Genomic DNA, 18725 nt, shown 5'->3' on the forward strand with positions numbered 1-18725 from the left:
TGGTCCCACTTGGGCTCGAACCAAGGACCCTCTGATTATGAGTCAGATGCTCTAACCAGCTGAGCTATGGGACCAATGCGGGTGCAATATTACTATTTTTTTTAATTCCGAAAAAATATAACTGCATTAAATTATCTCTTGACACAACTCTATTAGTGTACCATTGGTAGATTTTGGGTGTAAAAAAACCACTAATTTGTTATCAGCACCTTTTTTTGGTGTTTCGTTTAGCACGATAAAACCCTCACTCTTAAGTCGTTCTACTTCTGCATGAATGTCCGTTACATCAAATGCGATATGATGTACACCTTCACCTTTTTTAGCAATAAATTTTGCAATTGGACTATCGTCTCGTGTTGCTTCCAAAAGTTCTATTTTACTTTCGCCCAACTGGAAGAAAGAGGTTTTTACGCCTTCACTAGCTACTTCTTCCATTTTATAATGCTCCTTGTTGAACAATTTGGCAAATAATTGGTTGGATGCTTCAATATCTTTGACGGCAATTCCAATATGTTCTATTTTATTCACGTATTTCTATAATTTAACTATCAACTACCTTTATATAAACGCTAAAGACATGAAAAAGAATGTATAAATACCATTTTCAACACAAGCCTTTGAACGTTTAAATCTCAATTATTGAGCAAAGTTATTGTAATTCAGCAGCAATGTCAACGTTTTATGGTCTTAATATTCTATTTTTGCAGCATTATGAGTGATATCGAAAGTAACAGACAGAAAAAAATAGCAGGTGTTTTACAAAAAGATTTGGTAGACATTTTGCAAGGCGCTGCACGTGGTGGCGGATTAAAAAATATTATTATTTCAGTAACGAAAGTAAATGTTACGGTTGATCTTTCCGTAGCAAAAGTATATCTAAGTATTTTTCCACATAATAAAGGAAAAGAATTATTAGAAGGAATTCAATCAAATGCTCCTTTAATTAAGCATGAATTGGCACAACGTGTAAAGCATCAATTGCGTAAAGTTCCGAGTTTAACGTTTTATGTAGACGATTCTTTAGAATATATTGAAAACATTGAAAAATCTTTAAAAGGAGAAGAAAACCCTATTGAAGACCGTGATTTGTTAGATAAAAGAAAGAAAACATAATTGAAATTTGCTTTCTACATAGCCAAGCGATATTTGCTTTCTAAAAGTTCGCAAAATGCTATTAACATCATCAACATTATTACAAGTGTTGTTGTTGTTATTGGTGCATTGGCTTTGTTTATTGTACTTTCTGGCTTTGCAGGATTAAAAACGTTTAGCTTGTCATTTAGCAATGATTTTGATCCTGATATTAAAATTGAAGCGGCTACCGGAAAGTCCTTTCGCGTAAGCGAGACCCAATTAAAAGCGTTAGAAGAAGTTCCTGGAATCATTTCCTTTTCACAAGTGGTAGAAGAACGTGTTGTACTGAGTTTGAATAGTAAACATCATATTGCAAGCATAAAAGGTATTGATGCTTCTTTCATAAATGTCAACGCAATTGATAGCATTATGTATGTGGGAAATTGGATAAACCCAGAAGTATTTGATGAAGTTGTTGTTGGTGTCGGAACCGCTAACCTTTTAGGTATTGTAGCACAAGATTATAGCAATTTATTAGAAATTATTGTCCCAAAACCTGGTACAAAAAGCATTACCAGTAGTTCTAAAAGTCCGTATGAAAAAATTAAAGTAGTTACTGAAGGTATTTATCGAATTAATGAAGATTTAGATAGTAAATATGTCTTTACAAATTTAGAATTAGCACAAGAATTACTTGATTTAAAAGCAAATCAAATTACACATATAGAGTTTAAATTAAAGCCTGAAGCGGATCAAACTAGTGTAAAAGAACAGATTTCTACTATTTTTGATAATGAGGTTTTAATTAAAAATAGAATTGAGCTAAACGATGCATTATACAAGATGCTAAACACTGAAAATATTGCGATTTACTTAATTTTTACATTGGTGTTAATTCTTGCGTTGTTTAATGTTGTTGGTGCAATTGTTATGATGATTTTAGACAAACGTAACAACATGAAAACCTTGTTTAGCATGGGAACAACTGTTAGAGAAATCAAGCAAGTTTTCTTCTTTCAAGGAATTATTATTACTGTTTTAGGAGGTTTATTAGGGATTACACTTGGCGTGATTGTGATTTTCTGCCAATTACAATTTAAACTATTTTACATAACACCTAGCTTGCCATATCCTGTAGAATTGCGCTTTATGAATTGCGTTACGGTATTCTTGACCATTACAATTTTAGGCGTGCTAGCTTCTTTTATTGCAAGTAACCGTATTAATAGAAACTTTATTGCGAATTCTTAATTCTAATCTACATAAATAATAATGGATTCCTGTCTAAGCAGGAATGACAAAAGAAGTGATTTTACACAAATTGATGATCTCCGAACTTCTCGTATACCTCATCGAATACCTGAAAAACGCCAGCAGAATCGTCTGTAGTAACCATGCGTTGTCTGTACTCTTTAAAATGTGGAATTCCTTTAAAGTAGTTGGTGTAATGTCTGCGTGTTTCAAAAACACCTAAACGTTCACCTTTCCAATCAATAGACATTTGCAAATGACGTCGGGCAGCATCAACACGTTCATCCATTGTTGGTTTTGCCATATGTGTTCCTGTTTCAAAAAAGTGTTTTATTTCTCTAAAAAACCAAGGATATCCAATACTTGCACGACCAATCATTGCGCCATCTAAGCCAAATTCGTCACGCATAAGCATTGCCTTTTCAGGAGAATTTACATCACCATTTCCAAATACTGGAATGTGCATACGTTGGTTGTTTTTCACAGCTGCAATCGGATGCCAATCGGCTTCACCTTTATACATTTGTGCACGCGTACGTCCGTGAATTGCAATAGCTGCACAACCTACATCTTGCAAACGTTCGGCAACTTCTACAATTTTTATAGAATCATGATCCCATCCTAAGCGCGTTTTTACCGTCACAGGCAATTTGGTATGTTCTACCATCGCTTTCGTTAAAGAAACCATTAAATCTATATCTTTTAAAATTCCTGCGCCAGCACCTTTGCTTACAACCTTTTTTACAGGACAACCAAAATTGATGTCAATAATATCTGGATCTGATTTTTCGACAATCTCCACCGATTGTAGCATAGAATCTAAGTTTGCACCAAAAATTTGAATTCCAACAGGACGTTCTTTCTCATAAATATCAAGCTTCATGGTACTTTTTGCAGCATCACGAATCAGTCCTTCAGAAGAAATAAATTCTGTATATACTACATCTGCGCCTTGTTCTTTGCATAATGCTCGGAATGGCGGATCACTTACATCTTCCATAGGTGCTAAAAGCAATGGAAAGTCTGGCAATTCTATGTCTCCTATTTTGACCACAATATGTTATTCTTAAAAGATTTGGCAAAGATACATGAAAATTTATAACGGCATAAAAGACTATTCTTTTAAACGTTCTTGCTCTGCGGAAGATTTCGTTCGCTGATTTGTGCTGAGTTTGGTATTTCCGAAGTTGTAACGAAACCCAAAACGGATAGTTTGCATATCATAATTAGCAAGATACGCACTATTTTGATTTACAAATCGAGTTGTTTTTGTAAACTCTTGTCCATTGAAAATATCACTTAACGTTAATGATAATGTAACTTTCTTATTCCACAAGTTTTTACGAAGTGAAAGGTTTACTAAGTTTCTATCTGATATTTCTGATAAACCTTGAATATTAGATGAAATATATAAAAACGAAAGATTCGCTGTTAAGCTTTGATCTTTTAAAAAGGTAAAATTATTATCAATAGATGTATAATTTGACCATTTTTTTTGTGAAACACTCACATTATCTAACGTAAATGTATCTTCAAGATTAAACATAGAAGTTACCACAGAAATATCCCATGTGTCTAATATAGAAAAGTATGTTACAAAATCTAAACCATAGTTTACGTTATTTTCTACATTAGAAGCAACATATTGTAATACATCATTTTCATTGTCTTGTAGCGTTAATTCATAAATAGCTCCTTTGTCATATGTATAATATGCTTCTATGAAGAATTTATCGCTGATCTCAACACCTACCTTGTAATTATTAGTAATAGATGGTTGTAATCGTGGGTTTCCTGTTACAAATGAAAAGTCTGTAAAATTATATCTAAAAGGGTTCAAATCATCAAAATTTGGCCTTTGAATTCTTCGACTAAAGTCTGCATACACATTAAACTTATCTGACACCTTATGACTTATATAAGCGCTTGGAAATAATTCAAAGTAGTTTTGTGTATTCACTTGATTTGTACTCAATGAGTTTCCTTTGAGTTCAGTTTGTTCACCTCTAAAACCTACTTTCAAACTCCATTTATCCCAACTTTTAGCGTAACTCACATATCCAGCATAGATTGATTCATCATATTGAAATGTGTCTGAATTACTTGTATCCAAGACAGGAATGTTATTTTGAATGTTAAATTGCCATAAATTACTATCAGTTTCTATACTTGCAGCTTTTATTCCTGTTTCAAAAGTAGCCGATTCACTTATTGGTAACTCGTAATCAATTTGTCCACTTATAATATTAGTTTTTTGATTGGCATGTGTTGTAAATGCAGTTGTAAAATCAGGATTAGAAACTATAGTATAATCTGTAAATACATGTTGATCACCGCCTCTATCATAATCCGTGTAATGTACATTTGCAGAAAGCTTTTCACCTTCTTTTTCAAAACGATGTATATAATCTAAATTTAAACCCAAGTTATGTTTATCTTGACTATAATTATTAATTGCAGCTAATGAAAAATCTTCGTTTGTAACAGTTTGGTCATCCACAATGGAATTGGTTAACGTTCTACGTTTCCAATATGGATTGTATAATAAGCTTCCTGAAAAACTCAAAGTATTTTTTGCATCAAACTCATAATCAATATTCAAATTAGCATTATGTCGCTTTTGTCTTGTATTTCTATTGATGTCAGAATTCCAAATTGAAGTTGTTTCATTATTGTCTAAATAGTTAATACTTTCAAAGTTATCTCGATTAATTTTCGTTTGTGTGTAACTATAACCTCCAAAGATGTTGAATTTACCACGCTTGTAAAAATGGTTCATTCCTGCATTGTACCGTGGAAAAACTCCTTGTGTAAAGTTTCCATATATACTTCCATTGTAACCAAGAATAAGGTTTTGTGACATTACAATGTTCAAAATAGTTCCACCTTGTGCATCATATTTTGCTGGCGGATTAGTAATTACCTCAACCGATTTTACATTTTGTGCTGGCGTTCCTTCTAATAATTGATAGATTTCACTTGCTGATAAATGTACTTTTCGATCATTTATATATACCGTTGGTGTACTATTTTTTATAGATAATGTATTGTTAATTACAATAACTCCGGGCGTTCTACGCAACACTTCCCATGTGTTTTCTTCTGTTAATGCAGTTCCTTCTACATTAAATACCAAACGATCTATTTCACGTTTTAGAATAGGTTTCTTTGATGTTATGACAACACCATCTAGTGATTCTAAATCTTTTTGAAGTGCAATAGTTCCTAAATCCGTTTTTGAAGTAACATTAATCTCTTTACTGTATGTTTTAAATCCTAAAAAACTAATGTTTAGTGTGTACTTTCCGGAAGTAACATTGGAAATCAAAAATATACCAGAAGCATCCGAAGAATTTCCCTTTACCACAGTACCATCTTGAAGCAATACTGCATTGGCAAATGCAATTGCAGCTTCTGAATCGGATGCAATTAGCTTACCCGAGACTTGGTAGCTTTCTTGTCCGAATACTGTGAAAAATGTAAAAAACACAAATAAACTTGTGATTTTTAGGTTCATGGCAATGGTTTGGTTAATTGGGCGCAAATATATTCATTTTTATTTAATGTAGAAAAAAAGCTACATATATAATTAAAAAATCTTTGCATATACGCCTAAAACATGTGTATTTACCCTGTAAAAAGCTATATTTGCAAATTATTTAGCTATAGAATTGGATGAAGCACATTAGAAACTTTTGCATTATTGCACATATCGATCACGGAAAGAGCACGTTGGCTGACAGATTGTTAGATTTTACAGGTTCTGTAACTGAACGAGAAAAGCAAGATCAATTACTAGATAGTATGGATTTAGAACGTGAACGTGGAATCACGATTAAATCGCATGCTATTCAAATGGAATATACGTTTGAAGGTCAAGAATATATTTTAAATTTGATTGATACACCTGGACACGTAGATTTCTCTTATGAAGTTTCACGATCTATTGCTGCTTGTGAAGGTGCTTTGCTAATTGTTGATGCCGCGCAAAGTATTCAAGCACAAACGATTTCTAACTTGTATCTAGCTTTAGAGAACGATTTAGAAATTATTCCCGTATTAAATAAGGTAGATTTACCAAGCGCCAATCCTGAAGAAGTAACTGACGATATTGTTGATCTATTAGGTTGCGATGCTGAAGAGGTAATTCACGCAAGTGGAAAAACAGGTTTTGGTGTTGACAATATTTTAGCTGCAGTTATTGATCGTATTCCTCCACCAAAAGGAAATTATGATGAACCTTTACAAGCCTTAATTTTTGACTCTGTTTACAACTCGTTTAGAGGTGTTGAAACGTATTTTAGAGTTATTAATGGTTCTATTAAAAAAGGACAACGCATCAAGTTTGTCGCAACGAATAACGAGTATAATGCGGATGAAGTTGGTACGTTAAAGCTAAATCAAGTAGTTAAGAAAGAAATTAAAACTGGTGATGTAGGCTATTTAATTACGGGTATTAAAGATGCACGTGAAGTAAAAGTTGGTGATACAATTACGGATGCTAAAACGCCAACCACAAATGCTATTGAAGGATTTGAAGATGTAAAACCAATGGTTTTTGCCGGAATTTATCCTGTAGATACAGAAGATTATGAAGAACTTCGTAATTCGATGGAAAAGCTACAATTAAATGATGCTTCTTTAGTATTTACGCCAGAAAGTTCGGCAGCATTAGGTTTCGGTTTCCGTTGTGGATTCTTAGGAATGCTGCACATGGAAATCATTCAAGAACGTTTGGAGCGTGAGTTCAATATGACTGTGATTACAACAGTTCCTAACGTATCATATCATGCATTTTCAAGAAAAGATCCAGACGAAATTATTATTGTAAATAATCCTACTGATTTACCAGATCCATCAAGTTTGGATCGTGTAGAAGAACCATATATTAAAGCAACAATTATTACAAAATCTGACTTTGTTGGAAACGTAATGTCGTTGTGTATTGAAAAACGTGGATTGATCACAAATCAAACTTATTTGACAACAGAACGTGTTGAGTTGTCGTTTGATATGCCTTTAGCAGAAATTGTATTTGATTTTTATGACAGATTGAAAACAGTTTCTAAAGGATATGCTTCGTTTGACTATTCGCCAATTGGAATGCGTACATCGAAATTAGTTCGTGTTGATATTTTATTAAACGCACAATCGGTTGATGCACTTTCAGCCTTAATTCACGCTGATAATGCTTATAACATTGGTAAAAAGATGTGTGAGAAGCTAAAAGAATTGATTCCAAGACAACAGTTTGATATTCCGATTCAAGCAGCGATTGGAGCAAAAATTATTTCGCGTGAAACTATCAAAGCACTTCGTAAAGATGTTACGGCAAAATGTTACGGTGGAGATATTTCGCGTAAGCGTAAACTTCTTGAAAAGCAGAAAAAAGGTAAGAAACGTATGCGCCAAGTTGGTAATGTAGAAATACCTCAACAAGCATTTATGGCAGTGTTAAAACTGAATGATTAAGTGAAAGTTAGATTTTAGTTCTGAGTATTGAAATTTTAGGACTAGACAATTATATATAAAAAGCGATTGTAAGATGATTACAGTCGCTTTTTTAGTTACCTACTTCTTTTCGGTTTTCTTAGGTTTGATATCACTTAGTGGAACAGGTTCCCAAGTAGCTCTTAAAGAATTTCTACACGCTCTAGCTAAATCATAAGTAACATCTTCTAATACTGTAAAATTATCAGAAGCACTACCTTCTAATTTTTTCAGTTCTTCATTATAATTAATCATTGCATCATATACTCCTTGATCTTCAATCATTGCTAACTTACCCCAAAAATATTGACGAAATTCGTTGATTTCATCTACAACTGTGTTTAAATTATTAGAAACATAAATTTTAGAAGCAAGTTCTATCACATGCTCGTAGTTTTCATAACGTTTTTCCCAGAAGACTTTTTTAAATTCATCTTTCCTCGCTTTTGAATACTTATAAATTCCAAACCCAGCTGTAAGTGCTGAAATAATTATTCCGATTAAAATTTCCCAATATTCCATATTAAGTATGCTTAATTCGTTTCTGTTTCTTCTATGTCAAACGGTTTTCCTAAATATACAAGCTTCCAGTTTTCGCCTATTTCATCAATTTCTGTATTGTATGAAGAAATAATTTTAAGCTCAGCATCTTTGTCTTTTATAAATAATGGAATGATGTCTTTATCACTATTGGTAATTTCAATTAAGCTTTTATAATGTGCTTTGTCATTAATTGCAATTTCTTGAATTGATGGATATTTTAGTGTAAGCTCTGTTAATGAACTGTAATCATCTGTATGTGAAAATAAACCTTCTTTTGGATTATTATTATCGTCCAGCATTTCTTCACGTGTTACCAATCGGAACGATCCGTTTTCTCCAAACTCAGCACCAAACTTGTCAATTGCATACTTATTGATAGACGTATTTCCTGTCATTGCCATTAAATATCCAACATCATTCAACTCTATATTATCCGTAAGTGTATTGGAATAAATATCTGTATTAATGGCTTCTAAACCTAGCTCTTTAGCTTTCGCGATGTTATTCTGATTGCTATCAATTAATACCACATGACGTCCATTGGTTTCTAAATAATGACCTAACAAACGTGACATTTTTGAAGCGCCAACAATTAAAATTCCATCAGATTTTTTTAAGAATACATCAACTACTTTGGCAAATAATCGTGCTGTTGTTGCGTTTAATAAAACAGTTCCAAGTACAATCATAAATACCAATGGTGTAATGTACTCTGCGCCTTCAACGCCTTGTTTCATTAGTTTACTTCCAAATAAAGAAGCAATTCCAGCTGCTACAATTCCGCGTGGTCCAACCCAACTTATAAATAGTTTTTCGTTAGTTTTTAATTTTGATTTATGTGTACTTAGAAAAACACCTATAGGTCGTATGATAAATACAACAACTAAGAAAAGTACGACAGTTTTCCAGTTGTATAACAACATCAAATCTTCTATATTAATATTCGCTGCAAGCAGAATAAAAAGTATGGAAATCAACAATACACTGAGTGATTCTTTAAAGTATAAAAGTTCTTTTATGTTTTCTAGTTTTCCGTTTCCAAGCACCATTCCCATTACCACAACTGCCAATAAACCAGATTCATGTGCAAATGTTTCCGAAGCAACAAATACTAATAGTACAACTGATAAAGACACCACATTCAATAAATAATGTGGAACAAATTTTTTGTTAATCGCAAATGCTAATGCATGCGCAAAGGTGAAACCGAATGTAGTTCCGAAAAGAATAATTTTACCAAACTCTATCAACGCAGTTTTTGTAAAACCGCTATCACCTTCTACACTTATAAATTCGAATACCAAAACGGCAACCAACGCACCAATTGGATCAATTAGAATTCCTTCCCATTTTAAAACGGTTGAAATATCTTTCTTTAATGGAATGTTTCGAAGAATCGGCGTAATTACCGTTGGGCCAGTTACAATGATTAATCCTGAAAACAGAAATGACAATTCTAAACTTAGTCCAAAAATAAAATGTGCAGCAATTCCAGCTCCAAAAAATGTAATCGTAGATCCTAATGTGATCAATTTTGTGATGACTGGTCCTACGTTTTTTATTTCGGAACGTTTCAGTGTTAATCCACCTTCAAACAGAATAATACTAATAGCTAATGACACAAAATAGTATAAACTGTCACCAGGGAAAAGTCCTTTTTTACCATTCCAAACTGGTTCAATCCACTTTGCTCCATCTTCTGATAAAAACTCTGCAGCAATTGGACCTACAAGTAAACCGATAAGAATTAATGGTAAAATTGCTGGAATTTTAAATTTCCAAGCTACCCATTGTGCTAATATCCCTAAAATGATAATTCCCGCTAATTCGAGCATGTATGCGTTTTTTTAAATTGAAAAGTAAATTTAATAATTATTATATTAATGTACATTAGATATAATCGTATTGAAGAAACAGTTTAAGAAAATTAGGAACTTATATTTTTTTCCTCACTATGTTTTACCAATATACGAAGTTCATTATATGAAAAGTTAGCACCTGCAATTTCTTTAAGTTCATTTAAACCTTCAAACGTATTGCTTTTGATGACCTCCAGTCCTTTTTTAACTTTGTCTTCAGATAGTATTTCGGTAATATCTAAAACTCCTTCACTAACATAGTGCGCTAAATGTCCCAGAATTGTGGAGGCTGCTAATGCTCTTTTTTCTGCAATTTCTTCAATAGAAAGACCTTCTTTAAAAAAATCTAATGAAATCTCTTTCGTGTTTTTCTTCTCCACTTCAATAACTACTTCTTCCTGTTTTGACGACAAGTTATTTTTAGTAGTGTACTCTTGTATGATTTCTAAAATTTCCTCACCATATTTTTCTACACGTACTTTTCCCATACCATGTATTTTTCGAAGTTGTTTCGCTGTAGTTGGCAATAATTCGCACATTTCATACAATGATTTTTGGGTAAATATTTGAAATGGTGGAATGTCTTCAGAACTAGAAATACTCAATCTAAACAGTCGTAAGTCTTCAAATAATTCTTCGTGTTCTGTAGACGTTGCTATTTTTCGTTTTACAACTTTTACTTCTGAAACTTCTAAGATGGAATTTGCACGTATTTTTAAATAGTTTTCAGTTGAAAAATTACCAGATAAGGCTTCTAAAATCTTGGTTTTTATTGCCAATTTATCTTCTACATCTTTCAATTGCCTTTCAAAGTCTTTTGATACTGCTTGGTTGTCCGTTGCAAATGTTAGTGTGCTTAAAACGGTTGTTATATCTTGTTTTGTATGTTTTTTGAAGTATGCAATTGCTTTTTTGAAACGCTCTTGTATTGTAGCGTCTTGTTCAGGGCTTTCAACAGTTTCAGCTAGCGATTCTAATTGTTTTTTAAACGTATTACAAATCTTCACCAAGGGTATAATTCCATTGTCCTTTAGAGTTTCAAGCGGTTGTAAAATGTTTCCAGTAAGCGTGTTGTTATTATTATGATAAATACTAATCAAGCGTTGTACTGGGTATAAAAACGGGTAATAATCAAATGCTTCCGCCATTAAATTTATCTGAAATGCCTTTTTAGAAGCTTGCAAATCGGCTTCATTAGGTTCATTTTCTTCTAACTCTTTTGTAAATGTATTCACAGTAGCATCACTAATAATACTTGCTGTTTTTATCGGTGTTTTTAATACAATGCCTTCTAAGGTTTTACATCTACTCAACGCTACATATGTTTGTCCATGGGCAAAGGAAGCTTCGGCATCAATAATAGCTTTATCAAACGTTAAACCCTGGCTTTTATGAATGGTAATTGCCCATGCTAATCGTAACGGAATTTGTGTATACGTTCCTTCAATAGTATTAGAAATTTCTTTTGTCTCTTTGTCGAGTGTATATTTTATGTTTTCCCAAGTTTCATACGTTGTTTCAATAATATCATCATCCGAACATTTTACAGTTATGGTATCTTCGTCTAAATGAATTACGGTACCAATTTTACCGTTGTAATAACGCTTTTCAGGTGAGCTATCATTTTTAATAAACATAACTTGTGCTTCTTCTTTGAGCACTAGATTTTCACTATTTGGATATGTTTTTTCACTAAAATTACCCGAAATATTAGCAGCATATTTTTTTGCCTTCCCTTCTAAATTATCTAATTCTTTTTGGTTGATCGCATCTGCACGGTTATTATGCGTTGTCAATGTTATGTAACTAGCTGCTTTTTTAGGATTAAAGTCTGGCTGATACTGTTTATTTAGAATTTCTGCGGAAGCGGAAGAAAGTTTATCGTTGCGAATTTCATTTAGAATAGATATAAATTTTTGATTTTGCTGACGATAAATCTGTTTTAATTCAATGGATAAAACCGCTGCTTCTTGATACGCTATACTACTAAAAAAATAAGCTGTTTGATAGTAGTTTTTCAATAATTGCCATTCATTTGGTCGCACCACTGGCGAAAGCTGCTGTAAATCACCAATTAATAATAATTGTACACCACCAAAAGGCTTCGTTCTATCTTTATACCTACGTAATACCTCATCTATACTATCTAAAACATCAGCACGTACCATACTAATTTCATCAATAATAACAAGATCTAATGATTTTATAATATTGATTTTAGTTTTACTAAACTTGCGTTGAATTGTAGTGCTTTTTGCAGTAGCATTCGGAATAAACGGTTCAAAAGGTAACTGAAAAAATGAATGAATTGTTACTCCTTTTGCATTAATTGCAGCAACACCTGTTGGTGCTACTACTACTAATCGTTTTAATGATTCTTCTTTTATTTTATGTAAAAAAGTAGTCTTACCAGTACCTGCTTTACCAGTTAGAAATAAGTTTCTATTCGTTTTTTCTATAAAATTAAATGCTAAGTCTAGCTCTTTATTAATTTCCATAAAGTATTTGTTGCCTTAAAGGTAAAAGAAATAGATTACTTAGATTTATTTTAAAATATATTTTTATGAGAAGCAACATCTGATAAATTTGGAAAATAAGAGTGAAGTGATAGTTTTGATTTTCAAAAAAAGATTATCTTTCAAATTCTAAATTAGAAAATAGCCTTTTTTGCAACAAAAACCCTTTCACATTATCGGAATTGGAGTCGCGTTCTCTCCAAATTTAAAAGCCAATATTCACGAATCTGCACGCCTATCTTTACTTTTTCAAGCAAAATTAGTATTGATTCATGTTGGTGAAAAATCTGCTCAAAAAGAACAAGATTTACAAGAGATTTTACAACCTTTTGTAGCACAAAACCTTTCGTACGAACTTGTATTTAAAACGGGCGATCCGGTCGATGTTATTTTATCTACAAGTGAAGAAAAAAAGGTAGATCTATTGATTTTAGGAGCTGTACAGCGTGAAAATTTCTTAAAATATTATGTAGGTTCCATCGCAAGAAAAATTACGCGTAAAGCGAAATGTTCTATTTTATTAATGATAAAACCGTCCGTAGAACGTATTCCGTGCGAGCATATTGTTGTAAATGGTTTACAAGATCAAAAAACAAAACAAGCTATTGCATCCGCATTTTATGTAGGTCATCAATTAGGTGCTGAAAAAATTACAATTGTAGAAGAAATTAGACAACAAGAAGTTGCCATCAATGTTGATGATGATAAGTCTATGCGTATGGCAAATATTAAAAAAGAGCGTCTTAAAATGCGCGAAACAAATAGGGTTAAAAAAATTGTAGAAGAAATTCCAGAAGATTATCTCAAAGAAATAGCTATTAAAACACAGCCAATTTTTGGAAAAAGAGGATATTCTATTGGTCATTATGCACAAATGGTACGTGCAGATTTATTAGTGATGAATGCCCCCGGAAAAATAACCTTTTGGGATCGTTTATTTCCACACGATATCGAACATATTTTAACCGAATTACCAACTGATGTACTAATTATACAATGAGTCCAAAGAAAAATACTATAAAAGATTTTTTAAAAACATTACCTAAAAATATATTTTCGGGCTTTGTTGTAAGTCTCATTGCATTGCCTTTGGGACTTGGATTAGCAATGGCTAGTAAAGCTCCGCCAATTGCTGGTATTATTACTGCCGTTATTGGCGGATTGACAGTATCTATTTTAGGAGGAAGTAATGTTACCATTACTGGACCAGGAAATAGTTTGGTTGGCGTTGTAGCCGGAGCTGTATTGTTTTTTGCAACTCAAACTGGCTTAGAAGGTGAACTTGCTAACCAACAAGGATACTTTATTGTATTGGCAGCTATTATTTGCTCAGGAATATTACTATCTATTTTAGGTTTCTTGCGTATGGGAAAATTAGCCAATTTCTTTCCTTCTTCCGCAATTCAAGGAATGTTAGCAGCCATTGGTTTGATAATTTTGGCAAAATCAACACATACCATGTTGGCAAATCAAGATGCACAAGGTATTTCTTTAGCTATTGGAAATTTTACACTATTTGAAGAAGGTAGTATTTTAGGACTTTTATTTGGAATTCCAAAAACAATTATTGGTGCCTTTTCTTATGACAATCCAGGACTCACTTATGCAGCTATTGCTGGTGTTTTGGGTTTAATAATTATGGTATTCTATTCAAAAATTAGGAATAAATATTTGCAATTAATTCCAGCTCCAATGTGGATTGTTATTTTACCAATTTTATTTAGTTATTACTACGAATTGGTGTTACAACAACCCAATCCTATAGCACCTAAATATATGATTTCTAATATTCCTGACTTCAATTCTATTGTGACCAATTTACCAACAGTAGATTTTAGTCATATTGGAAGTTTTTCTTTTTGGTCTATTGTCATTACTCTTACTCTTATTGCCAGTATAGAATCATTACTAAGCATAAAAGCTGTAGACAAACTCGATCCTGAAAAACGAAGATCGAATGTAAATAGAGACTTAAAAGCACTTGGGTTAGCTACCGTAGGAAGTGGATTTTTGGGAGGATTAAATGTAGTTACGGTAATAGCACGTAGTTCTGTAAACGTAAATAATGGTGGAAGTAATCGATCAGCAAACTTCTTTCATGCATTCTTTTTAGTACTATTTATTGCTTTGTTTAGTACACAACTAACACGAATTCCATTGCCTGCATTAATGGCAATACTTGTGTTTACTGGATATAAATTAGCATCACCAAATGTTGTAAAGAAAATATTTTCCATTGGGAAAGAACAATTAATCATCTTCTTTGTAACCTTATTAGTAACATTAAAAGTAGGTTTAATTGAAGGTATCTTACTTGGTGTATTTACTACTTTAATCATTCATTTAATCATCAATAAAAGCTTTTCACTATTCTTTAGAAATCTATTAAAGCCAAATGTTTTAATGTTTAAAGAACAAGAAAATGAAGGGAATTACTATGTGAGTGTAAAACACTTTTGCAGCTTTCTAAACTTTTTTAAACTAAAAAGTAAATTAGATACCATTCCTGAAGATCAAGATGTTATTGTTGATTTTTCAATGTGTGAATTTGTAGATCATACCGTAATGGAAAACCTAAATAACTATCAAGAGCTTTTTGAAAAAAGAGGTGGACATTTTGAAGTAATCGGATTAGATATGCATGGAACAGATTCTGAGCATCCATTTGCATTGCGACGAATATTACCAATTCCTAATTTGTTATCAAACCTTACTAGACGACAAAAAACGATTGAAGAATTAGCCTTAGACTATAACTTAAGCTACGAATCAAACAAAAATAAAAACGTTCATTTTTTAGAAGATTTCTTATTCTTTAGAACAAAGAAAATAAACCATACATACAATCAATTAACAGACAACAGTAATTCTGTTCGTTTGTTCGATTTAGAATTTTCTGAAGGAGAATTCATTGCCAAAGAAGTAGTACGTACCACAATGATGTATGTAGCATTACCAGAAGCAATTCCTGAGTTTACCTTAGATAGAGAAGGATTTTTAGAAAAAGTATATGCTTTTGCAGGATTTGAAGACATTCCAATTGATAATCATACTGATTTTTCAAACCGTTTCTACTTATTAGGTGAAGACAGACTAGCAATTCAATCTTTTTTTAATGATGATTTAGTTCATTTCTTTGAGAGCAACCCATATTATCATGTAGAATCGAACGGAAAAGCCTTGTTGATTTTTAGAAAAGAACGCTTATCGAATATCAAAGAAATTAAAGCTGTTTTTGACTTTGGAAAACGTTTAAAAAACGTACTTCAAGTAAGCAAAGTAGTTATAGATCATCACTAACAAAGTACCATATTAGTAATACAGCTTCCTATGGATTTGTATTAATATTAAAAATATAGCTTCAGTTTTCTTAATAAAACCTTAACAATCATACTTTTTTGTTGCGGTTTTGTTAATTTGCAACACCAACAAATTAAATGGTCTTATGAAGCTTTATCCCATAGCTGCTGGAAATTTCAAATTAGATGGTGGCGCCATGTTTGGCGTAGTTCCAAAATCATTATGGCAACGTACCAATCCTGCAGATGCCAACAACATGATTGACATCGCTGCTCGTTGCTTACTTATTGAAGATGGAAACCGATTAATTTTGGTCGATACAGGAATGGGAAATAAGCAAACTGATAAGTTTTATAGTTATTACCATCTCTGGGGCGATGATTCTATTGAAAAATCATTACAACATCACGGTTTTCATAAAGATGATATTACAGATGTATTTATGACACATTTACATTTTGATCATTGTGGCGGAAGTATTCAATGGAATAAAGACAAAACTGGCTATGAGCCTGCTTTTAAGAATGCAAAATTTTGGAGTAATGAAAATCATTGGCAATGGGCAACTGTTCCAAACAGACGTGAAAAAGCTTCTTTTTTAAAGGAAAATATCATTCCAATGGAAGAAAGTGGTCACCTCAACTTTATTGCACAACCACAAGATGATATCTTACTAAAATCTGCATTAGGTTTTGATGTATTCTTCGCAAATGGTCATACTGAGAAACAAATGATTCCAATGATTCATTATAAAGGAAAAACAATTTGTTTTATGGCAGATTTATTGCCAACAGTTGGTAATTTACCAATTCCTTTTGTTATGGGTTATGATACAAGACCTTTATTAACATTGGATGAAAAAGAAAAGTTTCTAAACATGGCAGCAGATAACAATTATTATTTGTTTTTAGAACACGATGCACATCATGAAATTATTACCGTAAAACATACAGAAAAAGGCGTAAGACTCAACGAAGTATTTACCTGCAAAGATATTTTTTAAACACATTTATACAGAATTAAGAATAATACAAACCCTCATGAAATTACTAAAATCATCTTTTTTTATTGCTTCCGCACTTGTTATTGCTAGTTGTGGAAGTACAGCTCCTATTTTATCAACGCCTATAGCGAATATTGATACAACACCGTTAAAAGAAACGCCGTTATCTAAGATAGAACTACAAACTTGGGGACACAAAGATTTAATCACAGATACTATTCCTGGAATGAGTGTTGACAAAGCGTACGCTGAAATCATCAAAGGGAAAAAAGGAAAAAAAGTAATTGTAGCCGTCTTAGATTCAGGGATCGATATTGATCATGAAGATTTAGATGGTGTTATTTGGACCAATAAAAAAGAAATTGCGAATAACGGGAAAGACGATGATAAAAACGGATATGTTGATGATATTCATGGTTGGAATTTTTTAGGAGATTCTTATAATGAAAACATGGAAAAGACACGTATTGTAAAATTAGGTACAAGTCATCCTGATTATGCTGCTGCGAAAGCAGAAATTGATGCTGAATACAAACAATACAGTGGTATTAAAGCACGTTTAGATCAAACTGCGGCAAGAATTAAAAGTTCAAATGATGCACTAAAAGGATATTTCAAAAAAGATAGTTACACGTTCGATGAAGTAAAGGCTATCAATACAACTGATGAGCAATTACAACAACATATTGGACTTGCAAAACAAATCTTGTCAAGCGGAAGATTCAAAAATTTAGATGAAGTTATAGAGGCAATCAATGGTGACATAGAAAGTGTTACTGATTATTTAAACTACTATCTGAATACAAATTTCAATGGACGAACGCCTGTTGGTGACGATCCAAATGATATTACAGATACAAATTACGGAAACGGAAATGTAAAACCCGTTAAAAAAAGTGAAGCGCACGGAACACACGTTGCTGGAATTATTGCTGCCGAACGTAATAATGGAAAAGGTGTAAATGGTGTTGCAAACAATGTAGCAATTATGTCTGTACGAACTGTTCCTAATGGTGATGAGCGTGACAAAGATGTTGCCTTAGCAATTCGATATGCAGTTGATAATGGTGCGAAAGTTATCAATACTAGTTTTGGTAAATACTTCTCTCTAAACTCTCAATGGGTTCATGATGCAATCATTTATGCAGGAAAAAACAATGTATTAATTGTAAATGCTGCAGGAAATGAAAATATTGATTTAGACAAAAAATCTGTATTTCCAAATGATCAAACAACAACTGGAGCTGAAATTTCAGATACATTCCTAACAGTTGGTGCACTTAAAAATAAATACGGTTCACAAATAGTAGCCAATTATTCTAACTATGGAAAAACAAATGTAGATGTCTTTGCACCAGGATCAGATATTTATTCAACATTCCCAGAAAATGAATATAAGTCTATTGGAGGAACTTCTATGGCTGCGCCAGGTGTTGCAGGAGTAGCAGCATTAATTTTATCACAATATCCTAACCTTACGGCTAGTCAAGTAAAAAAAATAATTATACAATCAGGATTAACAATCAATAGAAATGTTATTGTAAATCAAAAAGAAAGCGCAATGCCTTTTTCTAATGCATCACGTTCAGGTAAAATTGTAAACGCATACAATGCGCTTATTTTAGCTGATAAAGTACAAAGAGGACAAGTAAAATTGTAATCAGAAAAACATAACTTTCTAAAGGAGAG

Annotated in this window: 13 protein-coding genes and 1 tRNA gene; 7 read left to right on the top strand and 7 right to left on the bottom strand. The window is 32.5% G+C overall.

The genetic code is table 11. The annotated features are described in order from the left end of the window. Both ACUUYC_RS07165 and mce read right to left on the bottom strand, forming a co-directional pair. Positions 1-74 (bottom strand) — tRNA-Ile (locus ACUUYC_RS07165). A gap of 52 nt (positions 75-126) precedes the next feature. After that, positions 127-528 (bottom strand): methylmalonyl-CoA epimerase, encoded by a 402-nt coding sequence (gene mce, locus ACUUYC_RS07170; RefSeq protein ID WP_474264957.1) that lies wholly within the window; start codon positions 526-528, stop codon positions 127-129. 192 nt (positions 529-720) lie between these two features. Here mce and rbfA point away from each other — a divergent pair, with 192 nt between their 5' ends. Both rbfA and ACUUYC_RS07180 read left to right on the top strand, forming a co-directional pair. Further along, entirely contained in the window at positions 721-1113 is a 393-nt protein-coding gene (rbfA, locus tag ACUUYC_RS07175) for a 30S ribosome-binding factor RbfA (RefSeq protein ID WP_474266360.1), read from the top strand. Further along, entirely contained in the window at positions 1114-2325 is a 1212-nt protein-coding gene (locus ACUUYC_RS07180) for an ABC transporter permease (RefSeq protein WP_474264959.1), read from the top strand. 61 nt (positions 2326-2386) lie between these two features. Here the strand turns inward: ACUUYC_RS07180 and dusB are convergent, their stop codons facing one another. After that, positions 2387-3379: a tRNA dihydrouridine synthase DusB gene (gene dusB, locus ACUUYC_RS07185; protein ID WP_474264960.1), complete on the bottom strand. Its 993-nt coding sequence runs from the start codon at positions 3377-3379 to the stop codon at positions 2387-2389. A gap of 60 nt (positions 3380-3439) precedes the next feature. Then, positions 3440-5869, bottom strand: coding sequence for a TonB-dependent receptor domain-containing protein (locus ACUUYC_RS07190; protein WP_474264961.1), 2430 nt, complete (start codon positions 5867-5869; stop codon positions 3440-3442). 131 nt (positions 5870-6000) lie between these two features. On the opposite strand from ACUUYC_RS07190, the gene lepA reads away from it, so the two are divergent. Then, positions 6001-7797, top strand: a complete 1797-nt coding sequence (gene lepA / locus ACUUYC_RS07195; RefSeq protein WP_474264962.1) for a translation elongation factor 4 — start codon at positions 6001-6003, stop codon at positions 7795-7797. Between the two features lie 99 nt (positions 7798-7896). Here the strand turns inward: lepA and ACUUYC_RS07200 are convergent, their stop codons facing one another. From ACUUYC_RS07200 to ACUUYC_RS07210, 3 genes are all read right to left on the bottom strand, one after another. Continuing rightward, positions 7897-8337 carry a hypothetical protein gene (locus ACUUYC_RS07200; RefSeq protein WP_474264963.1) on the bottom strand — a complete coding sequence of 147 codons (441 nt, stop codon included), beginning with the start codon at positions 8335-8337 and terminating at the stop codon, positions 7897-7899. Positions 8338-8348: 11 nt separating this feature from the next. After that, positions 8349-10193 (bottom strand): cation:proton antiporter, encoded by a 1845-nt coding sequence (locus ACUUYC_RS07205; RefSeq protein WP_474264964.1) that lies wholly within the window; start codon positions 10191-10193, stop codon positions 8349-8351. A 92-nt stretch (positions 10194-10285) separates the two neighbouring features. Then, positions 10286-12715 carry a helix-turn-helix domain-containing protein gene (locus ACUUYC_RS07210; protein ID WP_474264965.1) on the bottom strand — a complete coding sequence of 810 codons (2430 nt, stop codon included), beginning with the start codon at positions 12713-12715 and terminating at the stop codon, positions 10286-10288. A 169-nt stretch (positions 12716-12884) separates the two neighbouring features. Between ACUUYC_RS07210 and ACUUYC_RS07215 the strand changes: the two genes are divergently transcribed. From ACUUYC_RS07215 to ACUUYC_RS07230, 4 genes are all read left to right on the top strand, one after another. Then, complete coding sequence (locus ACUUYC_RS07215; RefSeq protein WP_474264967.1) at positions 12885-13733, top strand: universal stress protein; 849 nt, start codon at positions 12885-12887, stop codon at positions 13731-13733. Next, complete coding sequence (locus ACUUYC_RS07220) at positions 13730-16033, top strand: SulP family inorganic anion transporter (protein WP_474264968.1); 2304 nt, start codon at positions 13730-13732, stop codon at positions 16031-16033. The genes ACUUYC_RS07215 and ACUUYC_RS07220 overlap by 4 nt, the downstream gene beginning before the upstream one ends. A 145-nt stretch (positions 16034-16178) precedes the next feature. Further along, positions 16179-17036 carry an MBL fold metallo-hydrolase gene (locus ACUUYC_RS07225; protein WP_474264969.1) on the top strand — a complete coding sequence of 286 codons (858 nt, stop codon included), beginning with the start codon at positions 16179-16181 and terminating at the stop codon, positions 17034-17036. A gap of 37 nt (positions 17037-17073) precedes the next feature. Continuing rightward, positions 17074-18696, top strand: a complete 1623-nt coding sequence (locus ACUUYC_RS07230) for a S8 family peptidase (protein WP_474264970.1) — start codon at positions 17074-17076, stop codon at positions 18694-18696. The last annotated feature ends 29 nt before the right edge of the window (positions 18697-18725 follow it).

The organism is Kordia sp. E (assembly GCF_056033805.1).